Source organism: Kitasatospora sp. NPDC088742 (assembly GCF_055584905.1).
In genome coordinates this window covers 1-18,255 of sequence record NZ_JBVJLD010000032.1, presented here as the reverse complement: position 1 = coordinate 18,255, position 18,255 = coordinate 1, and the positions used below count along the sequence as shown (strand labels likewise).

The 18,255-nt window shown below is 72.6% G+C and carries 14 protein-coding genes and 1 pseudogene; 5 read left to right on the top strand and 10 right to left on the bottom strand.

What is annotated here, in order from left to right; translation table 11 throughout:
* Positions 1 to 75 precede the first annotated feature (75 nt).
* Positions 76 to 1,545 (top strand): MFS transporter, encoded by a 1,470-nt coding sequence (locus ACZ6ZR_RS23870; protein ID WP_465645405.1) that lies wholly within the window; start codon positions 76 to 78, stop codon positions 1,543 to 1,545.
* Positions 1,546 to 1,820: 275 nt separating this feature from the next.
* On the opposite strand, the gene ACZ6ZR_RS23865 is transcribed toward ACZ6ZR_RS23870, so the two are convergent.
* The 7 genes from ACZ6ZR_RS23865 to ACZ6ZR_RS23835 are packed head-to-tail and all read right to left on the bottom strand — an operon-like array spanning position 1,821 to position 9,316.
* Entirely contained in the window at positions 1,821 to 2,639 is an 819-nt protein-coding gene (locus tag ACZ6ZR_RS23865) for an ABC transporter ATP-binding protein (RefSeq protein ID WP_465645403.1), read from the bottom strand.
* Positions 2,632 to 3,627 carry an ABC transporter ATP-binding protein gene (locus ACZ6ZR_RS23860; RefSeq protein WP_465645401.1) on the bottom strand — a complete coding sequence of 332 codons (996 nt, stop codon included), beginning with the start codon at positions 3,625 to 3,627 and terminating at the stop codon, positions 2,632 to 2,634. Before ACZ6ZR_RS23860 ends, ACZ6ZR_RS23865 begins: the two co-directional genes overlap by 8 nt.
* A complete protein-coding gene (locus tag ACZ6ZR_RS23855; RefSeq protein WP_465645399.1) occupies positions 3,624 to 4,490 on the bottom strand; it encodes an ABC transporter permease in 867 nt (288 codons plus the stop codon). The genes ACZ6ZR_RS23860 and ACZ6ZR_RS23855 overlap by 4 nt, the downstream gene beginning before the upstream one ends.
* Entirely contained in the window at positions 4,487 to 5,446 is a 960-nt protein-coding gene (locus ACZ6ZR_RS23850; RefSeq protein WP_465645397.1) for an ABC transporter permease, read from the bottom strand. The genes ACZ6ZR_RS23855 and ACZ6ZR_RS23850 overlap by 4 nt, the downstream gene beginning before the upstream one ends.
* Complete coding sequence (locus ACZ6ZR_RS23845) at positions 5,443 to 7,098, bottom strand: ABC transporter substrate-binding protein (protein ID WP_465645395.1); 1,656 nt, start codon at positions 7,096 to 7,098, stop codon at positions 5,443 to 5,445. The genes ACZ6ZR_RS23850 and ACZ6ZR_RS23845 overlap by 4 nt, the downstream gene beginning before the upstream one ends.
* Positions 7,095 to 8,102 carry an agmatine deiminase family protein gene (locus ACZ6ZR_RS23840; protein ID WP_465645393.1) on the bottom strand — a complete coding sequence of 336 codons (1,008 nt, stop codon included), beginning with the start codon at positions 8,100 to 8,102 and terminating at the stop codon, positions 7,095 to 7,097. The genes ACZ6ZR_RS23845 and ACZ6ZR_RS23840 overlap by 4 nt, the downstream gene beginning before the upstream one ends.
* A 47-nt stretch (positions 8,103 to 8,149) precedes the next feature.
* Positions 8,150 to 9,316: an agmatine deiminase family protein gene (locus tag ACZ6ZR_RS23835; RefSeq protein WP_465645391.1), complete on the bottom strand. Its 1,167-nt coding sequence runs from the start codon at positions 9,314 to 9,316 to the stop codon at positions 8,150 to 8,152.
* 204 nt (positions 9,317 to 9,520) lie between these two features.
* Here ACZ6ZR_RS23835 and ACZ6ZR_RS23830 point away from each other — a divergent pair, with 204 nt between their 5' ends.
* Positions 9,521 to 10,108: a TetR/AcrR family transcriptional regulator gene (locus ACZ6ZR_RS23830; RefSeq protein WP_465645389.1), complete on the top strand. Its 588-nt coding sequence runs from the start codon at positions 9,521 to 9,523 to the stop codon at positions 10,106 to 10,108.
* Between the two features lie 84 nt (positions 10,109 to 10,192).
* Here the strand turns inward: ACZ6ZR_RS23830 and ACZ6ZR_RS23825 are convergent.
* From ACZ6ZR_RS23825 to ACZ6ZR_RS23815, 3 genes and pseudogenes are all read right to left on the bottom strand, one after another.
* Positions 10,193 to 11,410 (bottom strand): annotated as a pseudogene (locus tag ACZ6ZR_RS23825) (agmatine deiminase family protein).
* A gap of 80 nt (positions 11,411 to 11,490) precedes the next feature.
* On the bottom strand, positions 11,491 to 12,576 hold the full coding sequence (locus ACZ6ZR_RS23820; protein ID WP_465645388.1) for an agmatine deiminase family protein: 1,086 nt from the start codon (positions 12,574 to 12,576) through the stop codon (positions 11,491 to 11,493).
* A gap of 160 nt (positions 12,577 to 12,736) precedes the next feature.
* Complete coding sequence (locus ACZ6ZR_RS23815) at positions 12,737 to 13,291, bottom strand: TetR/AcrR family transcriptional regulator (protein ID WP_465645386.1); 555 nt, start codon at positions 13,289 to 13,291, stop codon at positions 12,737 to 12,739.
* A gap of 187 nt (positions 13,292 to 13,478) precedes the next feature.
* Between ACZ6ZR_RS23815 and ACZ6ZR_RS23810 the strand changes: the two genes are divergently transcribed.
* The 3 genes from ACZ6ZR_RS23810 to ACZ6ZR_RS23800 all read left to right on the top strand — a co-directional run bounded on the left by ACZ6ZR_RS23810 (position 13,479) and on the right by ACZ6ZR_RS23800 (position 17,560).
* Positions 13,479 to 15,107, top strand: coding sequence for a serine/threonine-protein kinase (locus ACZ6ZR_RS23810; RefSeq protein WP_465645384.1), 1,629 nt, complete (start codon positions 13,479 to 13,481; stop codon positions 15,105 to 15,107).
* A 64-nt stretch (positions 15,108 to 15,171) separates the two neighbouring features.
* Positions 15,172 to 16,707: a protein kinase domain-containing protein gene (locus tag ACZ6ZR_RS23805; protein WP_465645382.1), complete on the top strand. Its 1,536-nt coding sequence runs from the start codon at positions 15,172 to 15,174 to the stop codon at positions 16,705 to 16,707.
* A gap of 94 nt (positions 16,708 to 16,801) precedes the next feature.
* Positions 16,802 to 17,560: a MerR family transcriptional regulator gene (locus tag ACZ6ZR_RS23800; protein WP_465645380.1), complete on the top strand. Its 759-nt coding sequence runs from the start codon at positions 16,802 to 16,804 to the stop codon at positions 17,558 to 17,560.
* The last annotated feature ends 695 nt before the right edge of the window (positions 17,561 to 18,255 follow it).

Sequence of the window (18,255 nt, the reverse complement as noted above, 5' to 3'; positions counted from 1 at the left end):
GCCACGGCGGCGGTGCGGACGGCATCGATGCACCGCGACGCCCACCCCCGACACCCACCCCGAGAGGAGGCCGCCATGACCGACACCGAAACCACCACCGCCCCAGCAGCGGCACCGCGCACCTATCCGTCGCTGCGTGCGGCGTGGATCCCAATGGCCGCGCTCTGCCTGGCCTTCTTCGTCGAGATGGTCGACAACACGCTGCTGTCCATCGCGCTGCCCACCATCGGCCGGGACCTGGGCAGCGGCACCACCGCCCTGCAGTGGGTCACCGGCGCGTACTCGCTGACCTTCGGCGGCCTGCTGCTGACCGCCGGCTCGATGGCCGACCGGCTCGGCCGCCGCCGCGTCCTGCTGGTCGGCCTCGCCGTGTTCGGGCTGCTCAGCCTGTGCGTCGCCCTCGTCACCGGCGCCGGGCAGCTGATCGCCCTACGGGCCGGCCTCGGCATCGCCGCCGCCGCCATGGCTCCGATCACCAACTCCCTGGTCTTCCGGCTCTTCGACGACGCGGCGCTGCGGATGCGTGCGATGACCGTGATGATCATCGTCGGCATGTCCGGCTTCGTCCTCGGCCCACTGCTCGGCGGCACCGCCCTCGCCCACGTCAAGTGGCAGTGGCTGCTGCTCGTCAACGCCCCGATCGCACTGATCGCCGCCATCGGCGTGCGCCTGGGCGTCCCCGCCGACCGGCCCGAGGACCTCACCCGCGACCGCCTCGACCTGCCCGGCGCCGTGCTGAGCGTCGCGACCATCGGCCTCGCCTGCTACGCGCTCACCAGCGGCGTCGACCACGGCTGGACCTCCGCCACCACCATCGGCTCGATCCTCGGCGCCGTCGCCGCCGGCCTCGCGTTCGTCCGGCACGAGCGCCGCACCGCCGCCCCCATGCTCGACCTGAAGCTGTTCACCAACGGCACCGTCCGCGGCGCCGCCATCGCCCAGATCGGCACCGCCATCGCCATGGCCGCCGTCATGTTCGGCCTGATCCTCCACTTCCAGTACGCCTACGGCTGGAGCCCCGTCAAAGCCGGCCTCGCCAACCTGCCGATCATCGTCACCATGCTCGCCGCCACCCCGCTCTCCGAATGGCTCGCCAAGCGCTACGGCCACCGCATCGCCTGCCTGGTCGGCGCAGCCTGCCTGGCCGGCTCACTGGCCGGCCTCGCCTGGGGCGTCTCGCACGGCTACGCCGCCATCGCGGTGTGCATGGTCGTGATGACCATCGGCCTGCGCACCGTCATGACCATCTGCGCCATCGCTCTGGTCGAGAAGATGCCCGAGAACCGCACCTCGATGGGCACCGCCCTCAACGACACCGCCCAGGAGGTCGGCAGCAGCGTCGGCACCGCCGTCGTCGGCACCCTGATCGCCGCCCTGGTCACCACCCAGCTCCCCGCCGGCACCTGGAGCAGCACCCTCGTCGGCTCCTTCTTCCACGGCGAGCGGATCACCTACGCGGTGCTGGCGGTCATCGTCGGCCTGGTCACCGCATTCGGCGCACTCACCCTCACCGATTCCCACGGCACCGAAGAGCACCCCGCCTGACCCCTCCGGTGCTTCGACCGTGACCGGCGCCCCTCCCGGCGGGGCACCGGTCACGGTCGGATGCGGGCCCGGGTTCGGGACTGGCCGACGTGGCTGGTACCGACGGCCAGCGCCCGCCGCACCGCCCATGAGGTCGGGTACCGCCCCCTGGCCTGCGGACCGCACGGACTGACGCCCTGTCAGCTCGGCGCCAGGCACCGGGCGGCAGGCGGCCCCGGCAGCGTCGGAAGCGGAGTTCGACGTCGCCGGGGCCGCTCACCGCCCGGAAGGCGCCCCTACAGCGCCCGGCGGGCCGCCGCGATCGCCTTCGGGTCCCAGCCCGGGCGCGGGACGGAGTCCAACAGGAGCCGGGTGTAGGGGTGTTGGGGACGGGCCAGCACGTCCGCCGTCCGCCCCTGCTCGACGATCCGGCCCTGCCGCATCACGATGACGTCCTCGGTGACGCACCGCACCACCCCCAGGTCGTGGGTGATGAACAGGTACCCGATACCGGTCCGCTCGCGGATCTCCGCCATCAGGTTGAGGATCTGCGCCTGGACCGAGACGTCCAGCGCGGCGACCGCCTCGTCCAGCACCAGCACGGCCGGCTCGACCGCCAACGCCCGGGCGATGGCCACGCGTTGGCGCTGCCCGCCGGAAAGTTGGCGGGGCAGTGCGGAGGCCTCGCGGGCCCCCAGGCCGACCTGCTCCAGCAGTTCCTCGATCCGGGTGCGGTGGTCGGCCTGCGGGAAGTGCAGCTTCAGGGTCTCGGTCAGCGCGGTGCCGACGGTGCAGCGCGGGTCCAGGGAGAGGTACGGGTCCTGGAAGACCATCTGCACCTCGCGAGCCCGGGCCAGCCGGGCTGCCCTGCCGCGGCCGGCCGCCATCCGGTCCCGGCCGTTGACCAACACCCGTCCGGAGTCGGCCCGTTCGAGGCCGACCACGATCCGGGCGCTGGTGGTCTTGCCGGAGCCGGACTCGCCGACGATGCCGAGCGAGCCGCCCGCCGCAAGGGTGAAGGAGACGTTGTCGACCGCCCGCAGCTCGCCGTAGGAGCGGTGCAGGCCGAGCACCTCCAGCACGGGGGCGGCGGCGGGCTTCGCGTTCTCAGCCATGGGCCAGGACCTCCCCGGTCCGGTCGCTGTGGTGGCAGGCGGCCAGCCGGCCCGGCTCGCCCTCGACGGGCTGCAGCGCGGGCTCCACCTGGGTGCACTCGAAGGTGGCGATCGGGCAGCGCGGGGCGAACGGACACCCCGTCAGCTCCTCGCGCAGGCTGGGCGGCCGCCCCTCGATCGCGGCCAGCCGGCCACCCGGCGCGTCCAGCCGCGGGGTGGCCGCGAGCAGCGCCGCCGAGTACGGGTGGCGCGGCCGCTCGAAGAGCGCCTCGGCCTGGCCGGTCTCGACGATCCGTCCGGCGTACATCACGTACACCCGGTCGCTGATCGCGGCGGCCAGGCCGAGGTCGTGGGTGACGAACAGCAGGCCGGTGCCGAAGCGCTGCTGGAGGTCGTCGAGCAGGGCGACCACCTCCGCCTGCGAGCTGACGTCCAGTGCGGTGGTGGGCTCGTCGGCCAGGATCAGCGCCGGGTCGCCCATCAGGGCGGCGGCGATCATCACCCGCTGCAGCATGCCGCCGGAGACCTGGCCGGGGTAGCGGCCGAGCACCGAGGCGGGCAGGCCGACGGCGTCGAGCATCTCCACCGCGCGCTGCTCCGCTTCCTGGGAGGAGCGGCCGTCGTTGAGCCTGAGGCTCTCGGTGAGGAAGTCGCCGAGGCGGCGCAGCGGGTTGATCGCGGCCCTCGGGTCCTGGAAGACCATCGCGGCGGTGCGGGTGCGCAGCCGGCGCAGCTGAGGGGGCGTCATGGTGAGCACGTCGTCCCCGGCCACCCGCAGGGTGCCCTCGGTGACGGCGCCGGGTGGCAGCAGGCCGAGGGCGCTGCGCGAGGTGAGGCTCTTGCCGGAGCCTGACTCCCCCACCAGGGCGACGGTCTCGGCGGCGCCGACGGTGAGGTCGACCCCGGCGAGCACGGGCCGGGCGGTGCCGGGAAGGCGCAGCCGGTAGCCCTCGACCTCGAGGGTGGGCTTCTTCTCCAGGGTGGTCATCGGTCCCTCCTGGCGACCTGGTCGGCCCAGCGTTCGCCGACGACGTTGAAGGCGACGACGGTCAGCACGATCGCGACGCAGGGCAGGACGGCGGAGAGCGGGTAGCCGTTCTGGATGGCTGACTGTCCGTCGAAGACCATCCGGCCCCAGTCGGGGGTGAGCGCGGGGACGCCCAGCCCGAGGAAGGAGAGGCCGGCCAGGTCGATCAGGGCGTAGCCGAAGTTGACGGTGGACTGGGCGAGCACCACCGGCGCGATGCCGGGGATGACGTGCCGCAGGCAGATCTGCAGGCCGGAGTGGCCCTGCACCTGGTAGGCCTCGACGTAGGGGCGGGACCGTTCGGCCAGCACCAGCGAGCGGGTGAGCCGGCTGACGTATGGCAGGTAGGCGACGGCCAGGGCGATCACCGGGGCGAGCAGGCCCTCCCCGTAGACCGAGACGATCAGGATGGCGAGCAGCATGCCCGGGAAGGCGAAGACCAGTTCGGTGCTGCGGGAGAGCACCGAGTCCAGCCAGCCGCCGCGCCAGGCGGCGGTGACGCCGACGGCGACGCCGGCCAGGGTGGAGAAGGCCACCACGCCGAGCGGGCCGAGCAGGGAGGTGCGGGCGCCGAGCAGCAGCCGGGAGAGGGTGTCCCGGCCGGAGGCGTCCACGCCGAGCAGGTGGTCGGCGGAGGGGCCGGCCAGGGCGTTGCCGAGGTCGACCGCGTTGGGGTCGGCCGGGGCCAGCCAGGGGGCGAGCAGCGCGGCCAGCACCACCAGGGCGACGAGGCCCAGGCAGAGCAGCTGGAGCGGGCCGCGGTCGGTGCGGATCCGGGCCAGGCCCGGGCGGCTGCCCGGGCGGCGGGTCAGGGTGGCGGTCATCCGGCGCTCCTCCCGGAGCCGAGGGTGACCCGGGGGTCGACCAGCGGGTGGACCAGGTCGACCAGCAGGTTCACCCCCATGAACAGCCCGACCATGATCAGTGAGATGGCCTGCACGGTGGGGAAGTCCTTGGTGGTGGTGGAGAGTTCGAGCAGCTGGCCGATGCCGCCGACGCTGAACGCGGTCTCCACCAGGATGGTGCAGACCAGCAGCGTGGAGACGATCAGGCCGCCGGTGGTGAGCACGGTGCCCAGCGCGTTGCGGAAGACGTGACGGCGGATCACCTGGTGCTCCGTCACCCCGCGGCTGCGGGCCACCGTGACGTGCTCCTGGCCCATCACCTCGGCCATGGCGGCCCGGGTGACCCGGGCCAGCATGCCGATCAGGTAGAGGGCGAGCGCGACGGCGGGCAGGGTGAGGTGCCAGACCATGTCGCCGAAGCCGTCCCCCGTCCCGCCGGTGGGGAACCAGCCGAGGCCGACCGCGAAGACGCCCTGGAGCAGCACGGCCGCCACGAAGGACGGGGTGCCGAGGGCCACGGTGGTGGTGACCAGCACGGTGGAGTCCACCGCGCCGCCCTTGACGGCGCCGAGCCAGCCGAGCAGCAGCCCGACCGCCAGCACCAGGACCAGGGCCATGGCGACCAGCAGCAGGGTGGCCGGCACGCGGTCGGCGAGCAGCCGGGAGACGTCCGTGCGGTAGGTGACGGAGCGTCCGAAGTCGCCGTGCAGGATCTGGCCGGCCCAGCGCAGGTACTGCACGAAGAACGGGTCGTCCAGGTGGTACTGGGCGTTGACGGCCGCGATCGCCTCCGGGGAGGCCGAGCGGCCCGCCAGCAGGAAGCTGGCAGGGCTGCCCGGCGCGAGGTACATCGCCCCGAAGATCATGAAGGAGGCGGCCGCCAGGGTGGCGGCCATCTCGGCCAGCCGTCGGGCGGCGAATCTGAGGAAGCTCACTGTGCTGCTCCCACCTCGGCGGCCCACGGCTGGTAGAGGTACGAGATGGTGGTCGGGGCGCCGCTGATCCGCTTGTTGAGGAAGACGGCGGTCGGCCACTCGGCGACCGGGATCCAGAGAAGCTGCTCGGAGGCGGTCTTCTGGAGCTTGGCGCTCAGCGCGTACCGCAGGGCGGGGTCGTTCGCCTTCACCGCCTCGTCCACCAGGCCGTCGTAGACCGGGTCGCTGTAGGAGGCGAAGTTCTGGTAGGCGCCGGTCTTGAAGTTGGCCAGCAGGTCCAGCGGGTCGGTGATCGAGTCGTAGTACGTCTCGGGGAACAGGTCGATCCCCTGGCGCGCCTGCGGGTCGGTGAACAGCGCGGTGAAGGCGTTCGGCGCGATGGTCTTGAGCTTGACGTCCAGTCCGATCTTGGCCCCGGCCGCCTGCACGGCGGTGGCCAGCACCGAGACGTCCAGGCCGATCGGGCTGGTGGCCACGGTGAGGCTCTTGCCGGTGGCGCCGGCCTCCTGGACCAGGGCCTTGGCCTTCGCCAGGTCGGGCTCGGTCGGGGTCAGGCCCTCGAAGGCCTGCTTGCGCACCGTCTCGGGGGCGCCGGCCCAGGCGGCCCGGCTGGTGAGCGAGCCGGTGACCTGCCCGGCGCCGCCGAGCCCGGCCTTGAGGAAGCCGGTGCGGTCCAGCGCCAGCGACAGCGCCTGACGGACCCTCACGTCGCCCAGCACGCCCTGCATGTTGGTGACGTTGACGTTGACGGTGCTCAGGCCCTCGCCGAAGTACAGCGTTCCGGCGCCGCTGGAGCGCAGCCGCTGATAGGCCTCGGTGGGGATCAGGAAGCCGCCGTCGGCCTCGCCGCTGAGCAGCGCGTTGACCCGGGCGGAGGGGTCGGTGAGGAAGCGGAAGACCGCCTTCCTGGACTTGGCCTTGCTCCCCCAGTAGTCGTCGAAGCGCTCCAGCTCGATCGACTGGCCCTTGGTCCAGGCGCCGAGCTTGAACGGGCCGGTGCAGGCCAGGCTGCCGGTGGTGCCGTAGTCCTTGCCGGCCGCCTCGACGCCAGCCTTGGAGGCGATCACCCCGGCGGCGGTGGCCATGTACTGGTTGAACTGCGAGTCGGGCTGGGTGAGTTTGACGGTGACCTGGAGCGGCCCGGTCTTGGTGATCGAGCTGACGTGCTGGAACTGCTGCGCCCAGGCGGCGGCGTTGTCCGGGTTCATCTGGCGGCCGAGGCTGTAGACCACGTCGTCGGCGGTCAGGGTGCCGCCGTCGTGGAAGCGCACGTTCGGCCGCAGGTCGTAGACCCAGGTGGCCGGGTCCGGGCTGCTCGCCTTCTCGGCCAGGCCGGGGCCCAGGGTGAGGTCCGGGTTCCACCGCATCAGGCTCTCGCAGACGTTGGAGAGCACGGTGTTCTGCGGGTAGTCGAAGGCGGAGATGTAGTCCAGGGTGGGCGGTTCGGCGTAGACCGCCCAGCTGAACGAGTCCAGACCGGCCTTGCCGGCCGGGGTGCCGGCGGAGAGCTTGAAACCCTCGCCGTCGAGCTTGCCGGTCTTGGGCGGCCCGGAGCAGGCGGCCGCGGTGAGGGCGAGCAGGGCGGCGGCGGCCAGGGCCGCGGATCTCAGGGCGGTGGTTCTCGCGGCGGAGCGGTACTGACGGTGCGTCATGCGCGGGCCTCCTTCGGGATCTGCTGGGTGATGCAGTGCACGCCGCCGCCACCGAAGGCGATGGCCCGGGCCCGGACGCCGACCACCTTGCGGCCGGGGAAGCACTCGGCGATCACCGCGAGCGCCTCCTCCTCGCCGGGGAGGTCGGCGACGGGGACGACCACGCCGCCGTTGGCGACGTAGAAGTTGAGGTAGCAGACCTCGATCTCCTGGCCGGCGATCTCGGTGAAGACCGTCTGCGGGAGGTCGGTGATCTCGATCGTGCGGCCCCGGGCGTCGGTGGCCGCCTCCAGCACGGCGCGGTTGTCACGCATCCGCTGGTAGTCGGGGTGGTTCGGGTCGCTCGGCAGCTGGATCAGCACCTGGCCGGGGGCGGTGAAGGCGCAGACGCCGTCCACGTGGCCGTCGGTCTCGGTGTCCAGCAGGCCGCCGTACGGGAGCCAGATCACCTTGGAGACACCGAGCTTGGCGATCAGCTCGGCCTCGATCTCCTCCTTGCTCATCCCCGGATTGCGGTTGGGGTGGAGCAGGCACTGCTCGGTGGTGATCAGGGTGCCCTCGCCGTCCACGGTGACGGCGCCGCCCTCCAGGATCATCCGGGAGTCGATCCGCTCGACGCCCAGGCGCTCCAGCAGCAGGCCGGAGACCCGGTCGTCGGAGTCCCAGGGGCTGTGCTTGCCGCCCCAGGCGTTGAACCGGAAGTCCACACCGGCGCGGGCGCCGTCCCGGTCGAGCACGAAGATCGGCGCGGAGTCGCGGAACCAGGCGTCGTCGATGGGCAGTTCGGTCACCTCGACGCCCTCGCCGCAGAGCGCGCGGGCCTCCTCGCCCTGGCCCGGGGCGGCGACCATGGTCACCGGCTCGAACGCGGAGATCGCCCGGGCCACCTGCGCGTACTCACGCTTGGCGTCCTCGAAGGCGGCCCCCCAGAGGTCCTCGCGGGTGGGCCAGGCCATCAGGCAGCCCTCGTGCTCGGTCCACTCGGCGGGCATGCGGAACGTCATGACAACTCTTCTCGTGAGGGGTGGTTCAGCGGGTGCAGCGGCCGGGCTCAGTAGGCCGGCGGGACGGCGGGCTGGGACTGGGTGGCGCAGTGGATGCCGCCGCCGCCCGAGGCGATGCCGTCGATGTTCAGCTGCACGACCCGGCGGTCCGGGTAGGCGGCCTGGAGGATGGTGTACGCGAGGGCGTCCGCGGTGCGGTCGCCGAACTGCGGGGCGATCACCGCGCCGTTGACGGTGTAGTAGTTGGTGTAGCTGGAGAGGAACTCCTTGCCGCTGCCACGGATCAACTTCTTGTCCGGGCCGGGGAGTTCGGTGATCTGCAGGCGCCGTCCGGAGGCGTCGGTGGCGCCCTGGAGGATCCGCTTGGTCTCCTCGTAGACCCGCACCCACTTGGGGTCGGTGTCCGGGCCGGGCCGGTCCAGCAGCACCTTGCCGGGCGCGGTGAAGCGGGCCAGGCAGTCGATGTGGCAGTCGGTGATGTCCTGCCCGGCCAGACCGGGCACCCAGATCACCTTGTCCTGGCCGAGCGAGGACCGGAGCTCGCGCTCCACCCGGTCCCGGCTCATCCCCGGGTTGCGGTTCGGGTTGACCAGCGAGCTCTCGGTGGCCAGCAGGGTGCCCTCGCCGTCGGTCTCCAGCGAGCCGCCCTCGCCGACGAAACCGGCCTTGACCCGGTCCACGCCGTAGCGGTACAGCAGCTCCTCGGCCGCGTAGGCGTCGTTCTGGAAGGGCTGGTAGTACGAGGTGCCGGTCTTGCCCCAGCCGTTGAAGTTGGTGTCCACGCCGGCCACCGCGCCGGGGGCGACCACGAAGGTGGGGCCGAAGTCGCGGATCCAGAGGTCGTCGTTGCGGATCTCCTCGACCTCGATCCGGTGGTAGGCGCCCGAGCCGCAGGAGTAGCGGGCGTCCGCGGCCTGCTCGGGCCGGGCCAGCACCACGACCGGCTCGTAGCGGGATATCTCGTACGCGACGTTGGCGATGTCCCGCCGGACGGCCGCCAGGTCGTAGGACCAGACCGAGCGCAGCGCCGGCCAGGCCATGAAGGTCCGGACGTGGCGGTCGGTCTCGGCCGGCATCCGCAGGGTCGCACCGTTGAGGGCGGTGGCGGCCCGGGCCGCTCCGGCGCCGGGGAGGGCGACGCCCAGGGCCGCCAGCGGTGCGGCGGCCGCGCCGAACTTCAGCAAGGTCCGGCGGGAGGTGACAGGGGTGTTCATGAAGACTCCCTTGAGGGTTCGGGAGGTGTGTGGGGTGACACACATCCTGCTCTGGACTGAAAATTCAGTCAAGGCGTGAGGCGCACCTGATCGGGGAAGACTCGCCCCCGGTGCCACCGTCGTACCCGCACGGGCCGGGGACCAGGGGATTTCTTTGCTGAAAATCTCGTCAGGATCGCTTCTGTGCAGGTAGAGTGAATGCCCGTGTCAGACCGTCGAACAGAGATACTCAGGGCCGCCACGCGGGTCATCAGCCGCCGCGGCGTGCGCGGCCTGCGGGTCGCCGAACTCGCCACCGAGGCCGGCGTGTCGGCCGCGCTCATCTACTACCACTTCACCGACCGGGCCGGGATCCTGCGCGAGACGCTGGAGTTCATCGGCGAGCGGGCCGACCGGTACACCACCGCACAGGACCCGGCCCTCGCCGGCGACCCGCGCGCCGAGCTGGCCCAGGTGCTGCTGCTGGAGCTCCAGGACACCGTCGAGGTGCGCGAGAACAGCACCGCCTGGGGCGAGTTGAGGGCCAGCGCGGTCTTCGACCAGGACCTGCGCGAGGAGCTGGCCCGCGCCACCCACACCTGGGTGCACGAGATCGCCTACCTGCTGGGCCGCGCCGACCCGGCCGGCACCGCCCCCGCGCACGCCTCCTCCGCCGAGCGGCTGACCGCCCTGCTGGAGGGGCTGAGCGTGCGCTGGCTCAGCGGTTCGATCCCCTTGGAGCACGCCCGGATGCTGCTCGCGGAGGCCATCGAGGCCGAACTCCCGCCCCTCGGCCAGGAGTTCACCGCCTAGACCGGTGCCACCGCCTGAGCCGATGTCGCCGCACGCCGAAGCCCCTCCGGACCGTACGGACCGAAGGGGCTGCCGCTCGACGTGCTATCCGGCGTCCGGCGTACCGGGCAGGTCGTGGGTGGAGCAGTGGATCCCGCCCCCGCCGGAGGCGATGTTGTCGATGACCACCGGCACCACCTCCCGGCCGGGGAACTGGTCCCGGACGATCTGCTGCGCCCGGTCGTCCGCCTTCGCGTCGCCGAACTTCGGCAGGAAGACGGCCTTGTTGGCGATGTAGAAGTTGATGTACGAGGACACGAAGGCGTCGCCGCGCCCGGTGATCCGGTCCGGGTCGGGCTGCGGGAGGTCGATCACCTTGAGCGGGCGGCCGAGCGCGTCGGTGGCGCCCTTGAGCACCTAGCGGGCCTGGGCCGCCGAGCGCGACCAGACGTCGGCGGGCGCACCGGGGAACGGCTGGTCGAGCAGCACCACCCCGGGCGCGGCGAACCGCACCAGGCAGTCCACGTGCGCGTCGGTGATGTCCTGGCCGCGTACCCCGGCGAACCAGATCACCTTGGTGACGCCCAGCGCCTGCTTGAGCTCTGCCTCGATCTCGTCCCGGCTCCGGCCCCTGTTCCGGTTGTCGTTGACCACCGAGCTCTCGGTGACCATCAGGGTGCCCTGGCCGTCGGTCTCGAAGGAGCCGCCCTCGCCGACCAGCGGCGTGCGGATCCGCTCGATGCCGTACTTGCCGAGCACCGCGGCGGCCAGCGCCGAGTCGTTGCCGTGCTCCTTCTGCTTGTTGCCCCAGCCGTTGAAGTTGAAGTCCACGCCCTTGACGTGGCCGCCCTCCTCGACGAAGACCGGCACGGTGTCCCGGGCCCAGAGGTCGTCCACCGCGAGCGGCACCACCTCGACCTCGTTGCCGCAGGCGCTCTGCGCCGCGCCCACCTGGTTGGGGCGGGCGAACAGCACCACGTGCTCGTAGCCGGCCACGGCCCGGGCCAGCCGCGCGATGTCCGCCCGCACGCCCGGGAGTTGGTCGTCCCAGATCCCGGTGGAGGCGGGCCAGGACATGAAGGTCCGGGCGTGGCTCTCCCACTCCGCCCCGAACCGGCGCCCCTCCTTCCGCACCGGCGGGGTCGGCTGGGACGGCGGCCGCTCGGTGGAGGCGGGCGGCTCGGGCCCCTCCTCGTCGAGCACGCCGCAGGCGGTGGCGCCGAGGGTGAGCAGGCCCGCTCCGGCGGCGGCGCGGAGCACCGTACGGCGGGAGGGCGAGAAGGGCGTGGTGCGGTCTGACACGGAATCACTCCGGCTCTGCATGTGGGGTGGTGACGACTTGGGCCAGGGGGGCCTGCGGGCCTTGGCTACGGCAGGGGTCGCGGCCGGGAGTACGGCTCGTGCTACGGCAGGGGTTCCTGCATGGTCGAGCAGTGGATGCCGCCGCCACCGGCCATCAGGCGGTCCACGTCCAGCTGGACCACCTCACGGCCGGGGAAGGCCTCGGCGATCGCCCGCCGGGCCGCCTCGTCCTTGGCGTGGTCGCCGAACTGGGCCGTGATGACGCCCCCGTTGACGACGTGGAAGTTCAGGTAGGAGTCGACGAACTTGGAGTCCCGGGAGCGGACTTCGTCCGGCCCCTCGATCCGGATCACCCGGAGCCGGCGGCCGCGGGCGTCGGTGGCCCGGGACAGGATGTCGAACTGCTCGCGGGCGTCCCTCGCCCAGACGTCGTGCCGGTCGGCCGGCGGCAGCTGCACCATGACGACCCCGGGGGCGACGAACCGGGAGGTGACATCGATGTGGTCGTCGGTGATGTCGCGGCCCTTGATGCCGGGCACCCAGATCATCTTGTCCGCGCCGTAGACGTCGAGCACGGCCTCCTCGACCTCGTCCCGACTCCAGCCCCGGTTGCGGTTCTTGTTCACCAGGCTGCTCTCGGTGGCCATCACGGTCCCGTCGCCGTCGGTCTCCACAGAGCCGCCCTCCCCCGTGAACTCGGCGTAGGAGAACGGGAGTCGGAGGTGCTCGGCGATCCCGCACGCCACCTCGGCGTCGTCCCGGTGGGTCTGCTTGCCGCCCCAGCCGTTGAAGTTGAGGCCTACGGCGTCCAGCCGCCCGTGACCGTCGCGGCGGAACACCGGCGCGGTGTCCCGCATCCACAGGTCGTCGGTCGGGATCTCGGCGGTGACGGTGACGGCCGGCCCGCAGAGCGAGCGCGCCTCCTGGACGCTGTACTCGTCCGGAGCGCACATCACCACCGGCTCGAAGCGGGCCACCGTCCTGGCGATCAGCGCGATGTCCTGCTGGACGCCGCCCAGTTGGCGCCCCCAGACGGACCGGCGGGAGGGCCAGGACATCCAAGTCCGGGCGTGCGGGACGTCGTCCCGGTCCACCCACCACTGCGGCGGCTCCCCGGCGGGCCGGTGGGCCGTCGGCTCGGGGGCCGCCCCGAAGAGGCGGCTGATGAAGGATCGACTGTCACTCATGGGATCTCCATCTCGAGAATCGCACGGGACCGCCGGCCTGTCGGCCCGGCCCCGCACCTTCACTCTCGCACTGACTGAATTTTCAGTCAAGAAAGCCGCCAAGCAGAAGGCCCCGGGCCGCATCCCCGCCCGGGGCCTTCCTCCTCCGTCGAACCGCTGCTCAGTGGTGCAGCCGCTCCAGTTCACCGTCGATCGCGCCCGCCATCAGCTCCCGCGCGTGCTCCAGCGGCAGGCTGCCGCTCAGCCACCGGACGCTGAGCCCCTCCACCAGCGCGGTCAGCCGCTCCGCCGAGCCGGCCAGCACGGCCGCCCCGTTCATCGGCCGCACCTGGCCGAGCAGCTCAGCCACCTCCTGGATCCAGCCCAGGGTGGCCCTGGCGAGGTCCTCGCGCAGGTCCGGGTCGAAGACCGCGCTGGCCCGCAGCTCACCCCAGGCCGTGCTGTTCTCCCGCACCTCGGGGGTGTCCTGGAACTCCAGCAGCAGGGTCTGCTCCAGCTCCCCACGGGGCGTCAGCGGCGGATCGTCCGCCAGCCGTTCGGTGGTGTACCGGCCGGCCCGGTCGTTGATGAACTCCAGCGTCGCGCGGAGGATCCCCGCCCGGTCCTTGAAGTGGTAGTAGATGAGCGCGGTGGACACGCTCGCCTCGGCGGCGAGCTCCTCCACCCGCAGCCCGCGGACACCGCGCCGGGCGATCACCCGCGCGGCCGCTTCCATGATCGAGGTTCTCCGGTCAGCCACAAGCGATCACCCTACCCGCACGCTCCCGCCCGGCCTCCAGCGCAGCCGTCGCACGGCCGCTCCGGCGTCAGACACCCATACTGACTGATATTCCGGTCAGGGTATAGTCCGAGCCGTCCGACCCCGCCCCCTTCCGTACCGCACCAACCTGCTGGGAGCCCCCATGACCGCTGACCTCTTCGGCAACAAGGCCCCCGGCGCGTTCGCACCGCTCTCCCCCGAGGACCCGGCCGAGGTCGGCGGCTACCGGCTCCGGGCCCGCCTCGGTGCGGGCGGCATGGGCCGGGTCTACCTCGCCTACACGCCCGGCGGGCGGCCCGTCGCGCTCAAGGTGGTCCGCCCCGAGCTGGCCGAGGACCCGCAGTTCCGCCGGCGCTTCGCCCAGGAGATCGAGAGCGCCCGCCTCATCCACGGCCTCTTCACCGCCCAGGTGGTCGACGCCGGCCCCGACGCCGAGCTCCCCTGGCTGGCCACCGCCTACGTCCCCGGCCCCTCCCTCCACCAGGTCGTCCACCGCCACGGCCCGCTGCCCGAGCGGACCTGCCTCCTCCTGCTGGCCGGGATCGCCGAGGCCCTCCAGGCCGTCCACGCCGCCGGGGTCGTCCACCGCGACCTCAAGCCCGGCAACGTCCTGCTCGCCGCCGACGGCCCCCGCGTCATCGACTTCGGCATCGCCCGCGCCGCCGACGCCCTCCCCCTCACCAGCACCGGCCTGCGGATCGGCTCCCCCGGCTTCATGGCCCCCGAACAGGCCCTCGGCCGGACCGCCACCACGGCCACCGACGTCTTCGCCCTCGGCGCCCTGATCGCCTTCGTCGGCTCCGGCACCCTCCCCTTCGGCTTCGGCCCCGAGGCCGGCTCCCTCTACCGCGCGGTCCACGAGGAACCCGACCTCGACCGCCTCCCGCCCGCCCTCCTCGAACCGGCCCGCCACTGCCTCGCCAAGGACCCGGCCGACCGGCCGAGCACCGCTCAACTCATCGACCACGTCCGCAGCCACCCCGCCATCGGCGGTGAACTCCGGTTCACCGAAGGGTGGTTGCCCGAGTCGGTCAGCTCCACCCTGCTCGGCCACAGCGAACTCCCGCCCACCCCGGCCCCGAGCGCTGCCCCTTCCTCCGCCTCCGCTCGGACGGTGCTGCTCGCCCCCGCCCCCGCCGCTGCGCCCGAGGCGCCCACCCGCTTGGCCGCCCCCGTACCAACTCCCGCCACCAGCGGGCGGGGTGGCCGCCGGATCGCGGCCCGGGCAGCGGTGGTCGCGGGTGCGCTGCTGGTCGGCGCCGCCGGGGGCCTCCTCCTGCTCGACCCGTACGACTTCGACGGCTCCGAGGCCGAGGCGGCGTCCCCCAGCCCCTCGGCCTCCCCCTCCCTCTCGCCCTCGCCTTTGCCCTCCCCGTCCCCTTCTCCCTCCCCCGGCTACCTGCCGGTCCGGACCGACCTGACGCTCAGATCCCCCGACTCCAGCTACGAGTTCGACCTCCGCGCCGGCAAGGTCACCCCGCAGGACGTCTCGGCCTGGTACCTCGGCCGCCACGGCGACGACCTCACCCTGCCCGAGGGCGCCGCCGCCTACGTCTCCCCCACCGGGGCCCTCCAACTCTCCGACTGCGTCCGGGGATTGTCCGCCGGCCCGGTCTCCTCCGTCCCACTCGGCACCGTCCAGGACGGCCGCGGCTTCTGCCTCCGCTCCCGCGACGGCGCCGACCTCGCCCTGATCCACGTCACCGACTCCGGCCCCGAGGACACCCCCCTGTCGGTCACCGTCACCACCTACCGCCGCGCCACGGCCTGAGCCCACGTCAGGACCGGCACGGCCCCGGCGGTACGCTCGCTCCCGCACGGTGGGAGGGGATCTGATGATGCAACCGTTGAAGGACGGCGATCCGGCACGGATCGGGGCGTACGAGCTGCTCGGACGGCTCGGCAGCGGCGGCATGGGGACGGTGTACCTGGGCCGGTCGGCCGGCCGTGACCCGGTGGCGGTCAAGGCCGCGCACGCCGAGTACGCCCAGGACCCGGAGTTCCGGCGCCGCTTCGCCCGGGAGGTCGAGGCCGCCCGGCGGGTGCACGGGCGCTTCACCGCCGCCATCCTCGACGCCGATCCCGACGCCCGGCAACCCTGGCTGGCAACGGAGTTCATCGCCGGACCGTCCGTCGCCGAGGCGGTCGACGAAGGCGGCCCGCTGCCGGAGGAGTCGCTGCGCGCGCTCGCCGCCGGGATGTCGGCCGCGCTGGAGGCGATCCACTCCAGCGGTCTGACCCACCGTGACCTCAAGCCCTCCAACGTGCTACTGGCCGAGGACGGCCCGCGCGTCATCGACTTCGGCATCGCCCGGGCGGCCGACCACACCCGGATCACCGTCACCGGCACCACCCCCGGGACCCCCGGCTACATGGCCCCCGAACAACTGCGCGGCGAGGAGGTCGGCCCGGCCGCGGACGTCCACGCCCTCGGCGCCACCCTGGTCCACGCGGCCACCGGGCAGGGCCCGTACGGGCACGGCGACCCGATCGCGCTGCTCTACCGGACCCTCGAGAACGAGCCCGAGCTCGCCGGCGTGCCGGACGCCCTGCGGCCCGTCATCGCCCGCTGCCTGGCGAAGGACCCCGCCGGGCGACCCACCGTCGGCGAACTGCGCGCCCTCTTCTCCCCCGACGGCGCCGCGCCCTCCGGCCCATGGCTTCCACCCCGTCACACCACCCTGATCCTCGGACGCGGCAGCGCCGTCCTCCCAAAGCCTCCGGCGACCGGCCGGCTCACCCGGCGGTCCCTGCTGTTCGGCGGCATCGGCGCGCTCCTGGTCCTGGGCGGCGGCGGAACGGCGGCCGTCCTGCTCTCGCCGGACGGCGGGCAGCGCGGGAGCGTCGGCGACGGAGCGAGCAGCGGCCCGCCGACGGGCCTGGCCGGCGGCGGGACCACCGGCCAGGGCCGCACGACCGGTACCCCATCCGCTTCTCCCTCCTCCGACACACCGTCAGCCGACGACGCGCTTCCCGCGATCACCTCCGGCCGGGCCCTCGGCCAGACGCCGGCCCTCGCCGTCGGGCACGGCCCCGCCCCTACCGAACTCGTGGTGCGGACCCTGATCCAGGGCACCGGGGCCGCCATCGCCAAGGGCGACCGCGCCACCTGCGACTACGTCCTCCAGCCCTGGGATCGCACCGAGGTGCTGGACAGCTCCTTCGCCCGGGGCACACCGTTCACCGCGGAGATCGGTGCCGGTCAGCTGATCACCGGCTGGGAGCAGGCCCTGCTCGGCAAGCGGGCCGGCAGCCGCCTCGAGTTCGCGGTGCCGCCCGCCCTCGGCTACGGCGCGTCGGGGCAGGGCAGGATCAAGGGAACGGACACCCTGGTCTTCGTGGTCGACGTCCTCTCGGTGACCAAGGCGTAGCGCCGAGCGCTCCCCGTCGGGACTTGAAGTTGACGCTGCGGCAGCTCGTACGGTCATGACAGGGCCGGACGGACCGGCCCGGTGAGGAGGGGTGATGGACCTGCCGATCGCGGAGGTGGCCCGGCTGTCGGGCGTGACCGCCCGGACGCTGCGCCACTACGACGAGATCGGCCTGCTGCCGCCGGCCCGGATCGCCGCCAACGGGCACCGCCACTACGGGGAGGAGCAGCTCCTGCTGCTGCAGGAAATCCTCGTGCTGCGGGCGCTCGGCCTCGGCCTCCCGGAGATCGGCCGGATCGTCGGCGAGCAGACCGACCGGTTGGAGGCCCTGCGCGGCCACCACCGTCGTCTGCTGGCCGAACGCGACCGGCTGGACGCGCTGGCCACCACCGTCGCCCGCACCCTCGCCGACCTGGAACGTTCCAGGAAGGACGGAGCACCCATGACCATCAACCGCCCGGAGAACCTCTTCGAAGGCATCCACCCCGCCCGCTACCAGGACGGCCTGGCGGACTTCCCCGAGCTGGCCGAGGCGACCGCCCGCCGCACGGCCGGGATGGACCCCGCCGAGATCGAGGACGGACAGCGGCAGCGCACGGCCGTGATGATCCGTCTCGCCGAGCTGATGGCCGCCGGCGCCCCGGCCGCCTCCGACACGGTTCAGGCCGAGATCAACGCGCAGTTCCGGTCCCTGACGGACCTCCACCCGGTGACCGCCGAGGAGTTCCGCGCGATGGGCCGGGCCTGCACGCAGCAACCGGAGTGGCGCGCCGCCTACGAGGCCGTCGCACCCGGACTCGCGGAATACCAGCAGGCGGCGATCGAGCTCTACGCCTCGGGCCTGCCCTCCTGACACCCCGTCAGAACCGCCGCCCCAGCTGATCGCGGAGGCCACCGGCGAATGCCACGCGCCCACGGTAAACCCAAGCCGCCACAACCCATAAAGGATCCAAAGGACCTCCTCCGTAAAGCGGCTCTATCCGAAAGGAAACAGTGTAAGATCCACAGGCTATGGAACTGCCCCAAGTGCTTTCCTGCGCCATGAAATAGCATCCACATCGGCCCTCCAATTGGTGCAGCAGAGAAGGAGGCACGGGGGCGCCTGAAGGCCCCGGGAATACCACCGGGGCCTGGGTGGCTGCTGCGGCCGGCCGCTCGGGCTACCTCGCCCGGCAGGTGGCCGCCGTCGAGCTGCCACCCTCGCCCCCCTACCTCCGCCCGAGGAAGAGAAGAAGTACCGGGTGGCACCAGGCCCCACCCCCTTCTGACCACCCCACGCTCCCCCGGCCGACCCCGCTGTCGGAATGCCGTGTGCCGGAGTCAATTTCGGTTGAACCTCACCGGTAGGGCCTATGTCTATATTCTTGTGAGAATGTCGCTCTCAAAAGGCATAACGACATAGCCAGTACGCTTTACTACCCCAGCGTGACGGCACGCCAGAGGCCCCGCCCATCCCCGGCGCTGGGGATGGGCGGGGCCTCGGTGGTGGGGACCGTGGCGGGCCAATCGAGGCGCTGAAGCGCCGAACTCAGGAGTGGGTCTGCTCGA